This is a genomic window from Sphingomonas sp. CFBP 13728 (genome assembly GCF_014841895.1).
In the GTDB taxonomy this organism is placed as follows: domain Bacteria; phylum Pseudomonadota; class Alphaproteobacteria; order Sphingomonadales; family Sphingomonadaceae; genus Sphingomonas.
The window spans coordinates 21954-36506 of record NZ_JACYUS010000006.1 but is presented as its reverse complement, the minus strand read 5'-3'; the positions used below and the strand labels follow the sequence as shown (position 1 = coordinate 36506).

The 14553-nt window shown below is 63.4% G+C and carries 12 protein-coding genes and 1 pseudogene; 7 read left to right on the top strand and 6 right to left on the bottom strand.

What is annotated here, in order from left to right; all coding sequences use genetic code 11:
- Positions 1 to 20: 20 nt before the first annotated feature.
- Entirely contained in the window at positions 21 to 617 is a 597-nt protein-coding gene (locus IFT67_RS17905; RefSeq protein ID WP_192239495.1) for a TetR/AcrR family transcriptional regulator, read from the top strand.
- 165 nt (positions 618 to 782) lie between these two features.
- On the opposite strand, the gene IFT67_RS17900 is transcribed toward IFT67_RS17905, so the two are convergent.
- Positions 783 to 2138: a sensor histidine kinase gene (locus IFT67_RS17900; RefSeq protein ID WP_056059973.1), complete on the bottom strand. Its 1356-nt coding sequence runs from the start codon at positions 2136 to 2138 to the stop codon at positions 783 to 785.
- On the bottom strand, positions 2135 to 2812 hold the full coding sequence (locus IFT67_RS17895; RefSeq protein WP_056059971.1) for a response regulator: 678 nt from the start codon (positions 2810 to 2812) through the stop codon (positions 2135 to 2137). The genes IFT67_RS17900 and IFT67_RS17895 overlap by 4 nt, the downstream gene beginning before the upstream one ends.
- 164 nt (positions 2813 to 2976) lie before the next feature.
- Between IFT67_RS17895 and IFT67_RS17890 the strand changes: the two genes are divergently transcribed.
- The 3 genes from IFT67_RS17890 to IFT67_RS17880 are packed head-to-tail and all read left to right on the top strand — an operon-like array spanning position 2977 to position 6025.
- Complete coding sequence (locus tag IFT67_RS17890; RefSeq protein ID WP_192239494.1) at positions 2977 to 4221, top strand: glycosyltransferase family 4 protein; 1245 nt, start codon at positions 2977 to 2979, stop codon at positions 4219 to 4221.
- 5 nt (positions 4222 to 4226) lie between these two features.
- Positions 4227 to 5219, top strand: a complete 993-nt coding sequence (locus IFT67_RS17885; RefSeq protein ID WP_192239493.1) for a lysylphosphatidylglycerol synthase domain-containing protein — start codon at positions 4227 to 4229, stop codon at positions 5217 to 5219.
- A gap of 53 nt (positions 5220 to 5272) precedes the next feature.
- Positions 5273 to 6025, top strand: a complete 753-nt coding sequence (locus tag IFT67_RS17880; RefSeq protein WP_197983150.1) for a hypothetical protein — start codon at positions 5273 to 5275, stop codon at positions 6023 to 6025.
- Here the strand turns inward: IFT67_RS17880 and IFT67_RS17875 are convergent.
- On the bottom strand, positions 6002 to 7792 hold the full coding sequence (locus tag IFT67_RS17875; protein WP_244647506.1) for a chloride channel protein: 1791 nt from the start codon (positions 7790 to 7792) through the stop codon (positions 6002 to 6004). The two genes, IFT67_RS17880 and IFT67_RS17875, sit on opposite strands and share 24 nt — an antisense overlap.
- 76 nt (positions 7793 to 7868) lie before the next feature.
- Here IFT67_RS17875 and IFT67_RS17870 point away from each other — a divergent pair, with 76 nt between their 5' ends.
- Entirely contained in the window at positions 7869 to 8279 is a 411-nt protein-coding gene (locus IFT67_RS17870) for a MarR family winged helix-turn-helix transcriptional regulator (protein WP_056059962.1), read from the top strand.
- A 45-nt stretch (positions 8280 to 8324) separates the two neighbouring features.
- Positions 8325 to 9864: pseudogene (locus IFT67_RS17865) on the top strand (MFS transporter); the annotation flags it as partial.
- Positions 9865 to 10571: 707 nt separating this feature from the next.
- Here IFT67_RS17865 and IFT67_RS17860 read toward each other — a convergent pair.
- Positions 10572 to 11296, bottom strand: a protein-coding gene (locus IFT67_RS17860) for an IS5 family transposase (RefSeq protein ID WP_446740826.1) whose coding sequence is annotated in 2 segments (ribosomal slippage) — positions 10572 to 11014 and positions 11014 to 11296 — 726 coding nt in all. Because the reading frame shifts where the segments join, the coding sequence is not laid out codon by codon here.
- Between the two features lie 236 nt (positions 11297 to 11532).
- Between IFT67_RS17860 and IFT67_RS17855 the strand changes: the two genes are divergently transcribed.
- A complete protein-coding gene (locus IFT67_RS17855; protein WP_192239492.1) occupies positions 11533 to 12222 on the top strand; it encodes a hypothetical protein in 690 nt (229 codons plus the stop codon).
- A gap of 324 nt (positions 12223 to 12546) precedes the next feature.
- Here IFT67_RS17855 and IFT67_RS17850 read toward each other — a convergent pair whose 3' ends face one another.
- Positions 12547 to 13872 carry a HAMP domain-containing sensor histidine kinase gene (locus tag IFT67_RS17850; protein WP_192239491.1) on the bottom strand — a complete coding sequence of 442 codons (1326 nt, stop codon included), beginning with the start codon at positions 13870 to 13872 and terminating at the stop codon, positions 12547 to 12549.
- Positions 13873 to 14550, bottom strand: a complete 678-nt coding sequence (locus IFT67_RS17845) for a response regulator transcription factor (protein WP_056678360.1) — start codon at positions 14548 to 14550, stop codon at positions 13873 to 13875.
- Positions 14551 to 14553 lie beyond the last annotated feature (3 nt).

Genomic DNA, 14553 nt, shown 5'->3' with positions numbered 1-14553 from the left:
AGAGGCAAGTGAATTCTGTAATGGACGTTTATATAAATAAGCGACAACGGGGGCGCCCCCGTGGGTTCGCGCTTGAGGCTGCGATCGAAGCCGGGCAGCATCTGTTTCATGAGCACGGCTATGAGAAAGTCAGCGTGGCCGTGCTGACCGAGGCGATCGGGATTTCCCTGCCGAGCTTTTATGCAGCGTTCGGCAGCAAGGCCGCATTCTTTAAAGAGAGCCTAAGGCTCTACTCGGCCACCGTGGTGCCGCTGGACCGCTTCCTCACACCGGGTGCAGCGCCGATGGCGGCGCTTGGCGACATGCTGCGAGCTGCGGCGCACGCTTATACCAATAGTCCGCAGCGGCGTGGTTGCCTGATCCTTGAACACGCAAAAGCGGGCACAACGGATTGGGGCATCGCAGCCAAACAAATTGCGGGAGAAAACCGCAGTAGGGTGACGGAATTTCTAGACGATGCGGGAATTAAAGCTTCCGGACGTGTCGCAGATTACGTTGCTACGACAATGCTCGGCCTATCGGCTGCAGCGCGAGAGGGATGGGACGAACCAAGACTGCTTGCCGTCGCTGACACGGCAGCCGAGGCTCTGCTTTGTCGCTCAACCCTAGAGGAGTGAACAGATTTCTGCTTGGGCCGGCTTTACCAACTGGGGACCTGTGACCCACAAGCGGACGCTCAGGCCGCCCTGCTCGCTTCCCAGCTTCGGTCGTTCATTCAGTGTCAATTGTTGGCCCAAATTTTTATAGGCCATCAGTAACGACCGCTTGCCGCATAGTCTTTCCTAGGAAACCGGCCGCAGTCGAAAAGCGATCGCGAACCTGGTATGTCCCGGGTGCGATGTCAGTGTCACCTGCGTAGCGTGCGCTTCGGCAACCTGCGCTACGATCGCGAGGCCGAGACCGCTGCTACCTGCCGAACGGTCCCGTTTCCAGAACCGATGGAAGATCGCCGCATGGTCCTGTTCGCGGATCCCGGGGCCGTCGTCGCAGACGGCCAACGTCCCGTCCGTGCCGACCGAAACGTCGATCCTGCTGCTGGTACCGCTATGCTTGACCGCATTCTCCAACAGGCACCCCAGCGCCTTGGCGATCCAGGCCGCGTGCCCCGCGACCATCACGCTGTCCGCACCGGGTGACAACGCGATCGACTTGTCCGAGCGGAAGGCCAGCGGTGCGATCGATGCCACGCCGTCCGTCGCGATCTGGACGAGATCGACCGATGCCGCGGTATCCAGTGCCACGGTCTCCAACTCGGCGAGTTCCAAGACCTGCTCGACGATCCGGCCGAGCGCGTCCAGGTCGCTGCAAAGCCTTGCCCGCAACGCCGCGTCGTCGACCGCCTCGACACGCAGCCGGGCGACGGCGATCGGCGTACGTAGCTCGTGGGCGGCATCGGCGATGAAATCGCGTTGCATGCGGTAACTCGACGTCAGCCGTTCGAGCAGCGCGTTGACGGCTAGCGCGAGCGGGCGAACTTCGGCAGGAAGCCGCTCGTCATGCAATCGAAGATCAAGCGGCACGCCTTCCGCGGTCTCCAGCGAAGCCGACGCCCTACGCACTGGCAAAACCGCGCGGCGGATGATCAGCACGTCGATCGCGAGCAATAGCAACAGCAGCGGCGCCACGATCGCCATTCCGTAGAGCAGGAACTGCGCGAGCAGATCGTCGAGGATATAATCCGGATGCGTGAGGTTCTGGAGCACGGCGATCCACACCCGTTCGTTACCAACCTGAGCCGGGCTACTCGTCCCTGCATAGAAGGTGCGGCGCGACTGGCGACGAAAGAAGCTTTCCTCGTCCTCCAGCGGAATATCCGCGGTCGGCAGGACCATCTTTGACGCCGATTGGAACAGGACCGTGCCGCGTTGATCGAGAATGCGGAACGAGAAGCCTGCACTGGGCGCGAACACCGCCGCGCTGGTATTGTCCTGCGTCAACCGGAGCCGGCCGGTCCCGTCGTGCGATAGCGCCTGCCGCAAGGCTTGCGCGTGGACGTGGAGCGTCTGGTGCTGAATCCGCGCCGCGGTCGTGTCGAGGAACAGGTACACGCTGCCGGCGACCGCGATGGCAGTGATCAACACCGCGATCGCATGCCACCGCAGGATCTGCGCCATCAGCGACCGCGGCTGGCTTGTCATGCGGCACGCTCCATAATCATATACCCCACCCCGCGGACGGTGACGATCTCGACATCCGCCTCGGCCAACGTCAGCCGCCTTCGCAACCGGTGGATATACACCTCGACCGCATTCGAGCCGAGATCGTCAGCGAGCCCGAACAGCAGTTGCTCGATATGCGCCTTCGTCACGACCCGGCTCGACCGACGGATCAGCGCGGCGAGCACCTCCAGTTCGCGCGCGGACAGCACCGTCGGCACGCCGCCGATCGCAACCTCGCGCGTGGCGGGATCGAAGCTTACATTGCCGCAATCGATCGTCCGATCGACAATCGTCCCGCTACGCCGGAGCAGCGCCTGGATCCGGGCGAGCAGTTCCTCGGGCGCGAACGGCTTGGCGAGATAATCGTCGGCGCCCGCTTCGAGACCCGTCACCCGGTGTGCGACGCTCGCCCGTGCGGTCAGGGCGATCACCGGCGTGCGATCGTCCCGCTCGCGCATCGCACGCACGACCGATAGCCCATCGGCATCCGGGAGTCCCAGATCGAGGATAACGACGGCGTAGCGCGTGTAGGACAGCACGATCAGCGCATCCTCGGCCGTGGTCGTGCAATCTGACGCATAGCCCGCCGTATCGAGCAGACGGACCAGCATCGTGACCAGCTCGGCATGGTCCTCAACGATCAGGATTCTCATCGCTCGGCCCGGCTCTGGGCGCGCCGATTGCGCGGCGCTTCACGCGGCGATCGGTCTGTAAGGCTCACGTAAGCCAGGCCGCGTAGCCCGGTCGATCCACGATCCAGATCTTGATCCCAATCGATGTCGCACGATGCGCCCTCAGCAAAAATCAGAGTGTCTCCATGTTCGATACCCTTCGCCCGTTCCGGCGACCCGCTACGCTTTCCGCCCCGGCGATATTCGATGTGCCACGACGGGTCGCGCTGTTTTCCGGCAACTACAACTATCTTCGCGACGGCGCCAACCAGGCGCTGAACCGCTTGGTGACGTATCTCGAACGCCGCGGCACCGACGTCCGGGTCTATTCGCCGACCTCGGATACGCCGGCGTTCGAGCCTGCGGGAACGCTCGTTTCTGTTCCGTCGGTGCGCATCCCGGGTCGCGGCGAGTATCGACTGGGCCTGGGATTGTCCGCTGAACTGCGTCGCGACGTGCAGGCATTCCGGCCCGATATCGTCCATGTGTCCGCTCCGGACTGGACCGGCGTCGCAGCACAGCGGCTCGCGAGGACGATCGATGTTCCGGTCGTTGCCAGCCTCCATACGCGGTTCGAGACCTATGCGCAGTTTTATGGCGCAGGGCTGATCCGGCCGGCGATGGAGCGACACCTCGATCGCTTCTACCGGAGCAGCGACATGATCCTCGTTCCGACCGCGCCAATTGCGGACGAATTCGCCGAGCAGGGCTTTGCCGACCGCACGCGCCTATGGGGGCGCGGCGTCGACCGCGACCAGTTCTCGGGCCGCCATCGCAATCTCGCCTGGCGGCGATCGCACGGCTTCCAGGACGACGACGTGGTCGTCCTCTTCTTCGGCCGCCTCGTTCGCGAGAAGGGCACCGCATTGTTCGCCGATATCGTCGACCGGATCACCACCTCGGGCGTCGCGATCCGGCCGCTGATCGTCGGCGACGGTCCCGAACGCCCCTGGCTCGCGAAGCGACTGGCGAATGCGCGGCTGACCGGCAGCCTGTCGGGCGACGAGCTCGGCCGCGCGGTCGCCAGCGCGGACATCTTCGTCAACCCGAGCATCACCGAAGCGTTCGGAAACGTCACGCTGGAGGCGATGGCGTCGGGCCTGCCCAGCGTGTGCGTCGACATCCCGAGCGGCCGCAACCTCCTGCGCAAGGGAACGGGCATGTTCTACGCCCCCGACGATATCGACGGCGCGGTCGCGGCCGTCCGCCGCCTCGCGGTCTTCTCCGATCTGCGGTCGACCATGGCGCGCGCCGCGCGTGCCGCGAGCGAAGAGTATAGCTGGGACAAGGCGTCGAAGATGGTCATGGACGCGTATCGCGCGCTCCTGAACCAGGAGCATGGGGAGACCGTACCGACTGCCAGGCCGCTGACCCGGTCGATCTCGGGCTGACCACGGTGATCGCACGGTGGCGTGGTCCGGCATGGTCGGGGTTGCGTCGCGCTACCTCCTCGCGGTCGGTTCGTACCGGCGTTGCCGTGGTGGCGATGCTCGCGATCGTCGGCATCGCCGTGTCGGCGTTGTCGCACCTGCTGGACGGCGTCAATGGGAGCGACATCCGCACGGCCTTGTCGCGGATCAATTGGCCACGCCTGTTCGCCGCCGCTGTCGTGACCGCGATCAGCTACGGGGTACTGACCGGATATGACGTGGTCGCGCTGCGGATCGTCGGGAAGCGCGTCCGCTATACGCGCGCCGCACTCGCGTCGTTCACCAGCTATGTCTTCAGCCACAATTTTGGGTTCGCGCTGCTGACCGGCGGCACCGCGCGATTGCGGATCTACCAGCCGGCGGGCCTGACGATCGGCGAAGTAGCGCATATCATGGTTCTGACTGGCGTAACCTTCTGGTCCGGCGTCCTGCTATTGCTGGGGTTCGGACTGATCGTCCAGCCAGGGACGGTGGCTGTCGCCGGCGTAGCGCTGTCCTATCCAGTGCACGCTGCGATCGGCGGGTCGAGCTTTGCCATTCTCGCTGCGGTTCTGGTTGGACTGAAACGTCGCGCAGGACGGACGCTCGTCCTATTCGGCCGCTCCATACCGCTGCCCAGCGTGTCGCAGGCGCTCGCTCAGATCATGCTGGCGAGTGTCGACATCGTTTTGGCAGCCACCGCGCTGTTCGTGCTGCTGCCGGGTGCGGAGGCAACGCTTTTTCCCGCCCTGCTGCTCGGGTATCTCGTCGCGATCGTCACCGGTCTCATTACGCACGCGCCCGGCGGGGTCGGCGTGTTCGAGGCGGTGATGCTCGTCAGCCTGCCCGATATCGACCGCGCAAGCCTGTTCGCCGCATTGCTCGCCTATCGCGTGGTCTATTACCTGATCCCGCTGGCGATCGGCATGCTGCTGTTCGGCATCCATGAGCTACGCGGCGCACGTGTAAGGTCCGCGTAAGTCGGAGACGCGATGAGGGCGTGTCCATATGCTCGGTCTATCGGAACCCTCACATGTCCATTCGCGCCCTGTTCTGCGCATCGGTCGTCCTCGGTGTAGTCGTCGCCACCGGCGCGGACGCGCAATCGGCGATACCAACGTCAATTCCGGGCGCGACGTCCGCTGCGATCCCCGCCATTCCCGAACCGATGATCTTCGACATGGTGCGCCCTCTTGGCGCCCGTCGCGGCGAACTCGAAGTCAACGCGCTCGCGCAGGTCAATCTCAGCGGCCCCGGCCGGCATGTCGAATGGGCACCGGAAGTCGAATACGCCGTTGCCGACGGCTTCGCGGTCGAGATCGAACTGCCGTTCACCAATAGTCGCCCGACCGATTACAAGATCGGCCTGCAAGGCACATTCGGCACGTTCCGCGGCGGCCGCAGCATCCACGGTGTCCAGTATCTGGGACTCCACAACCGCCGCGACGGCGGCTGGTCGAGCAGCCTGTTGTACCTGCTCGGCAACCGCTTCGGCGAGCGACTGAGTACGATGACGATGGTCGGCGCGGGCGACGTGACGCTCAAGAGCACGAAGGGTACCGGGCTGATCGTCAATCACACGACGTTCTGGGACGTCGGTCCAGACACCGTGCTTGGCTTCGAAGTGAACCGCCAGACGGGGGCGAGCCGGTATTGGCTGCTGATGCCGCAGTTGCACCGCGCGATCGGGCAGAAGGTGTCGGCGCAGATCGGCGCGGGTACCGAACGGAGCGCGACTGGTCCGTTCCGCCCAAGGGTCGGCTTACGCGTCATTCGCGAGTTCTGACATCTGGCTGGTTTTACGAGCGCTGGCCCGGCCGGTTTCAGACTGCCGTTGGGTCCGGCGAGCCTTGAGCAGATCCTGTCGCGAGAGGATGCCGACGACCTGTCGCGTATCGCGCGCGACGATCGGCACGCGTCCGACACCGGATTCGACCATCATGTCGGCCACGACTCCGATCGGCGTATCGGGATACGCGACGAGCAGCGAAGCGTCCGACAAGGTCTCGGTCAGCGATACGTCGGTGCCCGGTTGCATAGTCCGCCAGCGCAACGCGTCGGTCCGCGACACGAGGCCAAGTATGCGACCCGCATCGTCGACGACCGGATAGCTCCGATGTTCGGCGCAATCCGCGAAAAAAATCGCCGCGTCTGCGGTCGTCATCGAACCCGGCAGCGTCGCGGGCGCGCGTGACATCAACTGGTCCGCCTGCATCAGGTCGAGCGGATCGACGCTATATTCCTGCAGGATATGCCGGCCGCGGCGTGCGATCTTCTCGGTCAGGATCGACCGCCGCATCAGCAATACGCTGACCGCATAGGCCGCCGCTGCCGCTGCAATGGTCAGCGGCAAGGCATCGAAATGCCGCGTCAGTTCGGCCGCGAACAGCGCCCCGGTGATCGGCGCCCGCATCGCCCCGCTCATGATCCCGGCCATGCCAATCATCGCCCAGAACCCAGGACCGCCGGGCAGGACCTGCCCGGTCAGCGCGCCCGCGGCGCCACCAAGGATCAGCAACGGCGCGAGGATGCCGCCCGACGTTCCCGATCCCAGGGCAACCAGCCAGACGACCGCCTTTACGACCAGCAGCGCGAGGATGACACGCACCGCGAGGGACCCGTCGAGTAGCGCCTGGATATTGGGATAGCCGGCCCCCAGGACATGCGCGTCGACCAGTCCGCCAAGTCCGACGACGACCCCGCCGATTGCAGGCCACCACATCCAATGCACCGGCAGGCGATGAAACGCGTCCTCAACCGCATACAGCGCGACCGACAGCGCCGCTGCCAGCACGCCGGTGACGAGGCCTACTCCTGCGGCCATCGCGAGCGGCCAGGCGCCGGACGGGGTCGTGCTCGGGAACGGGAACATCGCACCGCCGTCGAGCAGCACCGGCCGCCACGCGAACGCGACCAGGACGGCGACCACGACCGGTACGAAACTGCGCGGCTTCCATTCGAACAGCAGCACCTCGATCGCCAGCAGGATTGCCGCGAGCGGAGTTCCGAAGATCGCGGTCATGCCCGCCGCCGCGCCCGCGACGAGCAGTGTCTTGCGCTCGGCGGCACTCATGTGGAAGCGTTGCGCGAACAGCGATCCGATCGCCCCGCCGGTCATGATGATCGGCCCTTCCGCCCCGAACGGCCCGCCACTGCCGATAGATACCGCGGCGGATAGCGGCTTGAGCAGAGCGACCTTGGCCGACATCCGGCTTTCGCCGAACAGGATCGTCTCGATCGCCTCGGGTATGCCATGCCCCCGGATCTTGTCGGAGCCGTAGCGCGCCATCAGGCCGATGATGAGACCGCCAATAACGGGAATGGCGACCATCCACGGCCCGACGAGCGTGTCGACGATTGCGGCTGACCGCGTGGAAAGTCGACCGAACCAGAAGAGGTTGGTCGCGAGCGCGATGAGTTTGATGAGCATCCATGCCGCAAGCGCCCCGCCGGTCCCGACGACGATCGCCATCGCCGCCAGCATCAGCATCCGCCGGTCGGCGCTATGGTCCGCGAGCTGGTGGTTTTCGATTGCTCGTACCGCTGCGATCATGATGAGAGTCTTTCGCCTCCGAGGAAGGCAGGCTATTATATCGTAGTGCGATATATATCAACACGGGCTGATTGCGATGAGTGATACGGACGCATTGAATGACGCCGATTACCAGGCACTGGCGGATTTTCGCCATGCGCTGCGGCTGTTCACGACCTTCAGTGAGACTGCGGCGGCGGCGGCTGGGCTTGCGCCGCAACAGCATCAGGCGCTGCTCGCGATCCGGGCCGCGCCGGTCGACGACATCACGATCGGCTATGTCGCGACGCGGCTCGTCCTCAAGCCGCACAGTGCCTCGGGACTGATCGACCGGTTGGAGGCGTCGAACCTCGTCGTCCGCTATAATTCCGATGGCGACAAGCGCCGCTCGCTCCTGCGCCTGACACCCGAGGGAGAAACCATGCTCGCGGGCCTGTCGTCGGTCCACCGCGACGAGATCGCCCGCCTCCGCCCCATGCTTACGGAGATGCTCGATCGATTTGGGTGAAACATCGATATCGGCCGGGAAGGTTCTGTCGTAACGCGATCTAAAATGCCAGGTAACGCAAACGCGGATGGCTGGCTGTTGCGCAAAGAAGCGCTGGGTAACGAGGGGGGAATTCGAACGATGGTGACCGGTAGGCGGGGTCTTTGGGCCTTCGTGGTCGGCTGTATCGCGGTGACGATCGGGGTCGCGCTTCATCTGCCGATGTTCCTGATGGCCCGCAGCATGGGCTACCGGATGGCCGGCATGCCGATGGACGTCGGCATGCTGATCGGCATGGCGCTGATCGTCGGCGGGACCGGCCTCGCCGCCTATGGGTTGCTGCCGGGCGATGCGATGCGGTTGCGGCGGCAATTGACGCATATGACCGTCACCGGGCTGCAGGATGCACCGTTGCGCGCATCGCACTGGGTCATGATGGGCGCACTGATCGTGGCGTTGGTGATCGACGTCATGAAGCCCGCCGCGCTTGGCTTCACCCTGTCGGGCATGACGAGCGAATATGGCGTGTCGCGTGCCACCGCCTCGCTGGTGCCGTTTGCAGCGCTGTCGGGGACGGTCGCGGGATCGATCCTGTGGGGCTTCGTTGCGGACATATACGGGCGCAAGGCGTCGATCCTGCTCTCGGCGGTGATGTTCGTCGGCACGTCGATCTGCGGCGCGATGCCGAGCCTCGCCTGGAACATCGCCATGTGTTTCATGATGGGCGCGGCCGCCGGCGGGATGCTGCCGGTCACCTATGCGCTGCTTGCGGAGATGATGCCGAACCGACACCGCGGCTGGAGCCTCGTGCTCATCGGCGGCCTGGGCGCGGCGGGAGGCTATTTCGCTGCCAGTGGCCTGTCGGCGCTCCTCCAACCGATCTTCGGCTGGAGGATCCTGTGGCTGGCCAATCTGCCGACCGGACTGCTGCTGATCCTTCTTGGTCGGCTGATACCGGAATCGCCACGGTTCCTGGTCGTTCAGGGGCGCACGCACGAGGCGGAGATGGTGCTCGCGCGCTTCGGTGGCGGGCGCGTGACGAGGCAGGACGCGCTGTCGAATGATGGGGCGGACGTTGCGGCACGGCCGACCCTGCGCAACGCTGGAGCACTCGTCGCCTTCAGCATCGCCGCGCTGGCCTGGGGCTGCGCGAATTTCGGCCTATTGCTGTGGCTGCCCGCCGACCTCGTCGCTCGCGGTTATAGCGTCGGCGTGGCTAGCGGACTGCTCGCCAAGGCCTCGCTGATCGCGGTCCCCACGATCTTCGTCGCGGCGCTGCTCTACAGCCGCTGGAGCAGCAAGGGTGCGCTCGTCGCGGCCATCGCGATGCTCGCCTTGGGACTCATCGGAGTATTGTGGGTCGAGCGGCAGTCCGGCATCGTCAGCCCCGTACTGCCGGTCGCCGCACTGATCGTCGGCGTGAACGCCATCATCGCCATCTTGTTGCCCTACGTCGCTGAGAGCTTCCCGGCGCGCATTCGGGGGCGCGCCACGGGATGGGTGGCGGCCTGTTCCAAAGCCGGTGGCCTGGGCGCACAAGGGCTCGCGATCGCGGGCGCGGTCCCGCCGCTGGCGACGGTAGCGGGCTTAGTCCTGGTACCGACGGNTCCCGCCGCTGGCGACGGTAGCGGGCTTAGTTCTGGTACCGACGGCCGCCTCTCTCGTGCTCGTGGCGTGGCTGGGTCGCGAAACGAAAGGACGAGATGTCGACGTTATCTAGTCAGCGATCTAAATGTACAATTCGCTGCGTGAAGCAAATGACGGCGTCTGACGACCTCAGACTTAACCAGCGCATTCGTGGTTAGCGTCTTCGAACTGCCAAACCTAAAACCGGGTTATACCAACTACAGAGACCCATATGTGGAAGTTCGAGTGCCCCTTTTCGCCTTCCAACTTCGGACGTACATTCATCTAGCTGAACGGTAGCGTCTCGGCGAACGGATCAGCTGCATGTACGACGCGAGATAGTGTGAATCGGACATTAGCGAGACAACCTGAGCGGGAGGTTAGCTGCTGTTATATTTACCTGCTGGGGCCACACGTGCCACTGAAAGCACGAATAATGGTTCTGAGGCACCTGTTACCGCGAGGCATAAACATCGACGTCAATACGTATTGGCTTCAGAAAAGTAACTTGCCTTGCGAATACAAAACGTTGAAGGGTTTGGTCCCAGCGCCCCATCCGATCGAGGTTTACGACTACAGCATAAAATCCATATCGTGGGCGACGTGTTTTAGATCACCCGGAAGAACGAGAGGGCAATGTAGAGCATGAATTCCACTGAGATGAACCCTAGGGTCACGACTCATTGATTAGAGCCAGAAGATGACGGTGGCGGCGAGCGCGATAGCGGAAAAGAAGACGGTCGGGCATCGATCGTAGCGGGTAGCGACGCGGCGCCAGTCCTTCAGACGACCGAACATAATCTCGATACGGCTCCGGCTTCGGTAGCGGCGCTTGTCATATTTTACGGGGATGATCCGGGATTTTCGCCCCGGAATGCAGGGCGTTATGCCCTTTGCCTGAAGGGCGTCCCTGTACCAGTCTGCGTCATAGCCGCGGTCGCCCAGCATCCACTGCGCCTTGGGTAGATCATCAAGCAGCGCGGCAGCGCCGGTGTAGTCGCTGACCTGGCCCGCGGTCATGAAGAAGCTGAGCGGTCTGCCTTCTGCATCGGTGACGGCGTGCAGCTTCGTATTCATACCGCCTTTGGTGCGACCGATGAGGCGCCCAAGGCCCCCTTTTTTACCCGCAGGCTGGACGCCGTGCGGTGCGCCTTCAGATAGGTCGCGTCGATCATGATCGTCTTCGGCGTGGCGCTCGCGGCCGCCAGTCCTTCCATTATGCGGAGGAAGACACCCCTTTCGCCCCATCGCTTCCACCGGTTGTAGAGCGTCTTGTGTGGGCCATACTCCCGAGGGGCATCGCACCATCGTAGCCCGTTGCGGTTGACGAAAACGATGCCGCTCAACACTCGCCGGTCATCAACCCGTGGCTTGCCGTGGCTCTTGGGAAAATACGGTTCGAGCCGCGCCATCTGCTCGTCGGTCAGCCATTACAGGTCGCTCATCCTCGGTCTCCTCACGGAGCCTGAATCAGATCAAGCCGCTCAGATCAATGGGTCCTGACCCTAGCGAAGCGGCGTTCTCTGGATGGCTAACACGGCAGGGGTGTCCGTGGGTTTTCATCGATCAGGCGTCAGGAGATAGTGCCGATGGTGCCTCACGAGCTAGGCCTCGCCGACCATTTCATCGACCTGACTTCCTTGCATTCATGGACGGCATCGGTACGATTGCTATCGACGTCAAGTTTTACGCGTTGCGCAGCCGGGTAGTCGAACTTTCCAGAGAGACACATAACTCGCCTTCGGAACAACACACTATTGGCTACGTGAAGCTGGCTTGGAGTGAAATCGAAGCGCTTCATGAGTTCCAGAAGGTGTCAAATATTCCGGCTTGGATATGCCTTTTCTTTGAAGCTGATGCAGGGGATATCGGGTGCCTTTACCGCGTCGACATGATCAATGATGCTTACGCACCGATCTTCGTTGCGCAGGATCGTGGCATTTGGGACAAGGATCAAAGTCCATTTGAATGGTTTGACGGATGGCCAATTGAACGTCAGATCGATTTAACGTTACCTACAAAGGAACTAGTGTTCGACTTTCCGATCGACGACGACAGCGCTGATTTTAATAATGCCGCTGACGCTCGAGCCTTCGCGGCAGTCAATGTTCCGCCTATTGTGTTACGGCTGAGTGACGACGGCTCAATTACAGAACTTATCTCCTTCAGTCGATCAGAGGTTGCGAACCAGCCCGCGACCGAAGCCGCGAAGCGTTATGTCGAGAATATTGCCCGAGCGCTAAATATACCTCTACCGCCAGATCTGGATAGGCTTAGGTGCAGTAATTTTATTGCTCGCTACAAGTCTCGCTTTAAAGGCATGCAGCCCTCCAAATGACAGGAGTAAAGTATCTTAACGGCAGAGATGGCGGAAGTATCCGCAAATCTACATCTCTATCGACAGGACACTTGATGATGCCCCCGCGTCCGGGAGGGGGGCAGTGACCCATAAGTCGCCGTTCAATGCCCTCTCAGGCATCCCCAACTTCGGCCCTTCGTTCATGTCGAGGCGGGGCCCATGCCGTACCTATTCCCCCCTGCCCGACGGCACGCCAAATTTCTCGAAAAGGATCGAATATCGGGAAAGCAGGCACCCTTCCCAAAAAACCGTCGTTCACGCTGTTTTGGGAAATCTGTCAGTCGAAGACCCGCGGCGCTCCTCCTACTTGGAGAGCAGCACTATGACACCAAAGCCGCGATCCGGTGAGGATAGAAGGGCATCGCCGTTATGGCCGATCGCGACGGCGCGAACCAATGCGAGGCCCAGCCCATGCCCTTCAGTGGTGCGTGACGTCTCGGCGCGGGCGAAACGCTGGAACAGGCGTTCGGCATCAGCAGAAGGAACCCCCGGGCCGTTGTCCTCCAGCATCACCTCGATCGCATCCCGCGTCGCCTTCGCGATCAGTATCGCCGTAGTACCGGCCGGCGTGTGGCGGAGGGCGTTTTCCAGCAGGTTCGACAGCGCCTGAGCCAGCAGACGGCGGTCGCCCTCAATGTGCAGACCGGTCGGAATGTTCGTCAATAATATGTGGCCGCTGGCTTCGAAATCCGGGCGGTAGGTTTCAGCCATGTCCTCCAACAGTGCCGAGAGATCGAGCCACGCCAGCGCCCGGCGTTCCGCCATTCCTTCGATCTCGGCGATGCGGAGCAGCGCAGCGAAGATTTCCAGCAAGTCGTCAGCTTGCAATCGGGCAACGGCAATAGCCGCGGCATCGCCCGCGGCTGCGCGATCGAGCTGGTTGCACAAGCGCGTCAGAGGCGTGCGCAGGTCGTGGGCGACGTCGGTCGACACCTGCCGCAGATTGTCCATCAGCGCCGACATTCGGTCGAGCATTCGGTTAAGCGTCGCAGCGAGGCGGTCGAACTCGCTGTCGGAGCCGTCTCGGGGTACCCGCTGCGTCAGGTCGCCGGCGATAATCGAATGCGCGGTGGCATCGATACGCGACAGGCGACGCCGGGTCAGCCATCCGACCAGCACGGCCGCGCCGATCCCAAGCGCCAGCATCGCCGTGAGGGCGGCTGCAAACAGTAGCGCCAACGTCCGGTCGATCGCCGAGAGGTCGCGCCGATCGGCGACGACGACGAGCATTCCCGCGGGCAGCGGCGTGGCGAGGGACTGTCCTACGCCGGTTTCGTTGCCGCGCCGAAAACCGAAATGCTCCTGATAGCCTGATGCCAGCGGGGCCAGTGGCGCGATGGTGGCGGCGATCTGCCGGCTTGTGTGGTCGACCAGCAAATAATCGAGACTCGCTTCGTTGCGTGCATTTTCGCGCAATCGGATCGCGTCAGCCACCGCAGCTATGCCACCCTCGCGTGCCTCCGCCACCAGCGCGCGCGTTTCGACCGCGATACGGTGGTCCAGCTGCTCCTCCAGGGCCTCGTGCGTCACCTCATAGGCGATGGCACCGATGGCTACCGTCGCGGCGCTGAATGCCAGCGCGACCAGCACGACGAGCCCGAAGGTCGAGCGCCACAGGCGGGCGAGCATCTATTCGCCCCGGATCATGTAGCCGGCACCGCGCACCGTCTCGATCGCATCGGCGTCGGAACCGGCATTGAGCTTGGAGCGCAGGCGGCTGAGGTGCGTCTCGACGATGTTGGTCTTCGGATCGAAGTCGAAATCCCACACCCGCTCCAGCAGCATGGTGCGCGTCATGACCTGGCGCGGGTTGCGCATCAGTTCGGCTAGCAGCGCGAACTCGCGCGGCTGAAGCGTGATGCGTCGACCACGCCGCTCGACGGTGCGGCGATGCAGATCGAGGACGATTTCACCGACTCGAAGAATGTGCGCGTCATCGCCACGCACAGCAGGCCGACGGGTCAATGCGTTGAGGCGGGCGGCCAGCTCGGAGAAAGCGAACGGTTTGACCAGATAATCGTCTGCGCCGCTCTCCAGTCCCTCGACGCGATCGGCGATCCCGCCGACAGCCGTCAGCATCAGAACCGGGGTCGCGTCGCCGGCCGCACGTAACGCCTTAACCAGCGCCAGCCCGTCGAGACCGGGCAGCATCCGGTCGACCACCATCGCGTCGAACCCACCCCCGGTCGCCTGGAACAGCCCGTCGCGGCCATCAGCGCTGACCGCGACCTGGTGCCCCGCCTGCCCCAGCCCCTGCGCCACGAAGGCGCGGGTGTCGGCATCATCCTCGACGATCAATATCCGCATCCC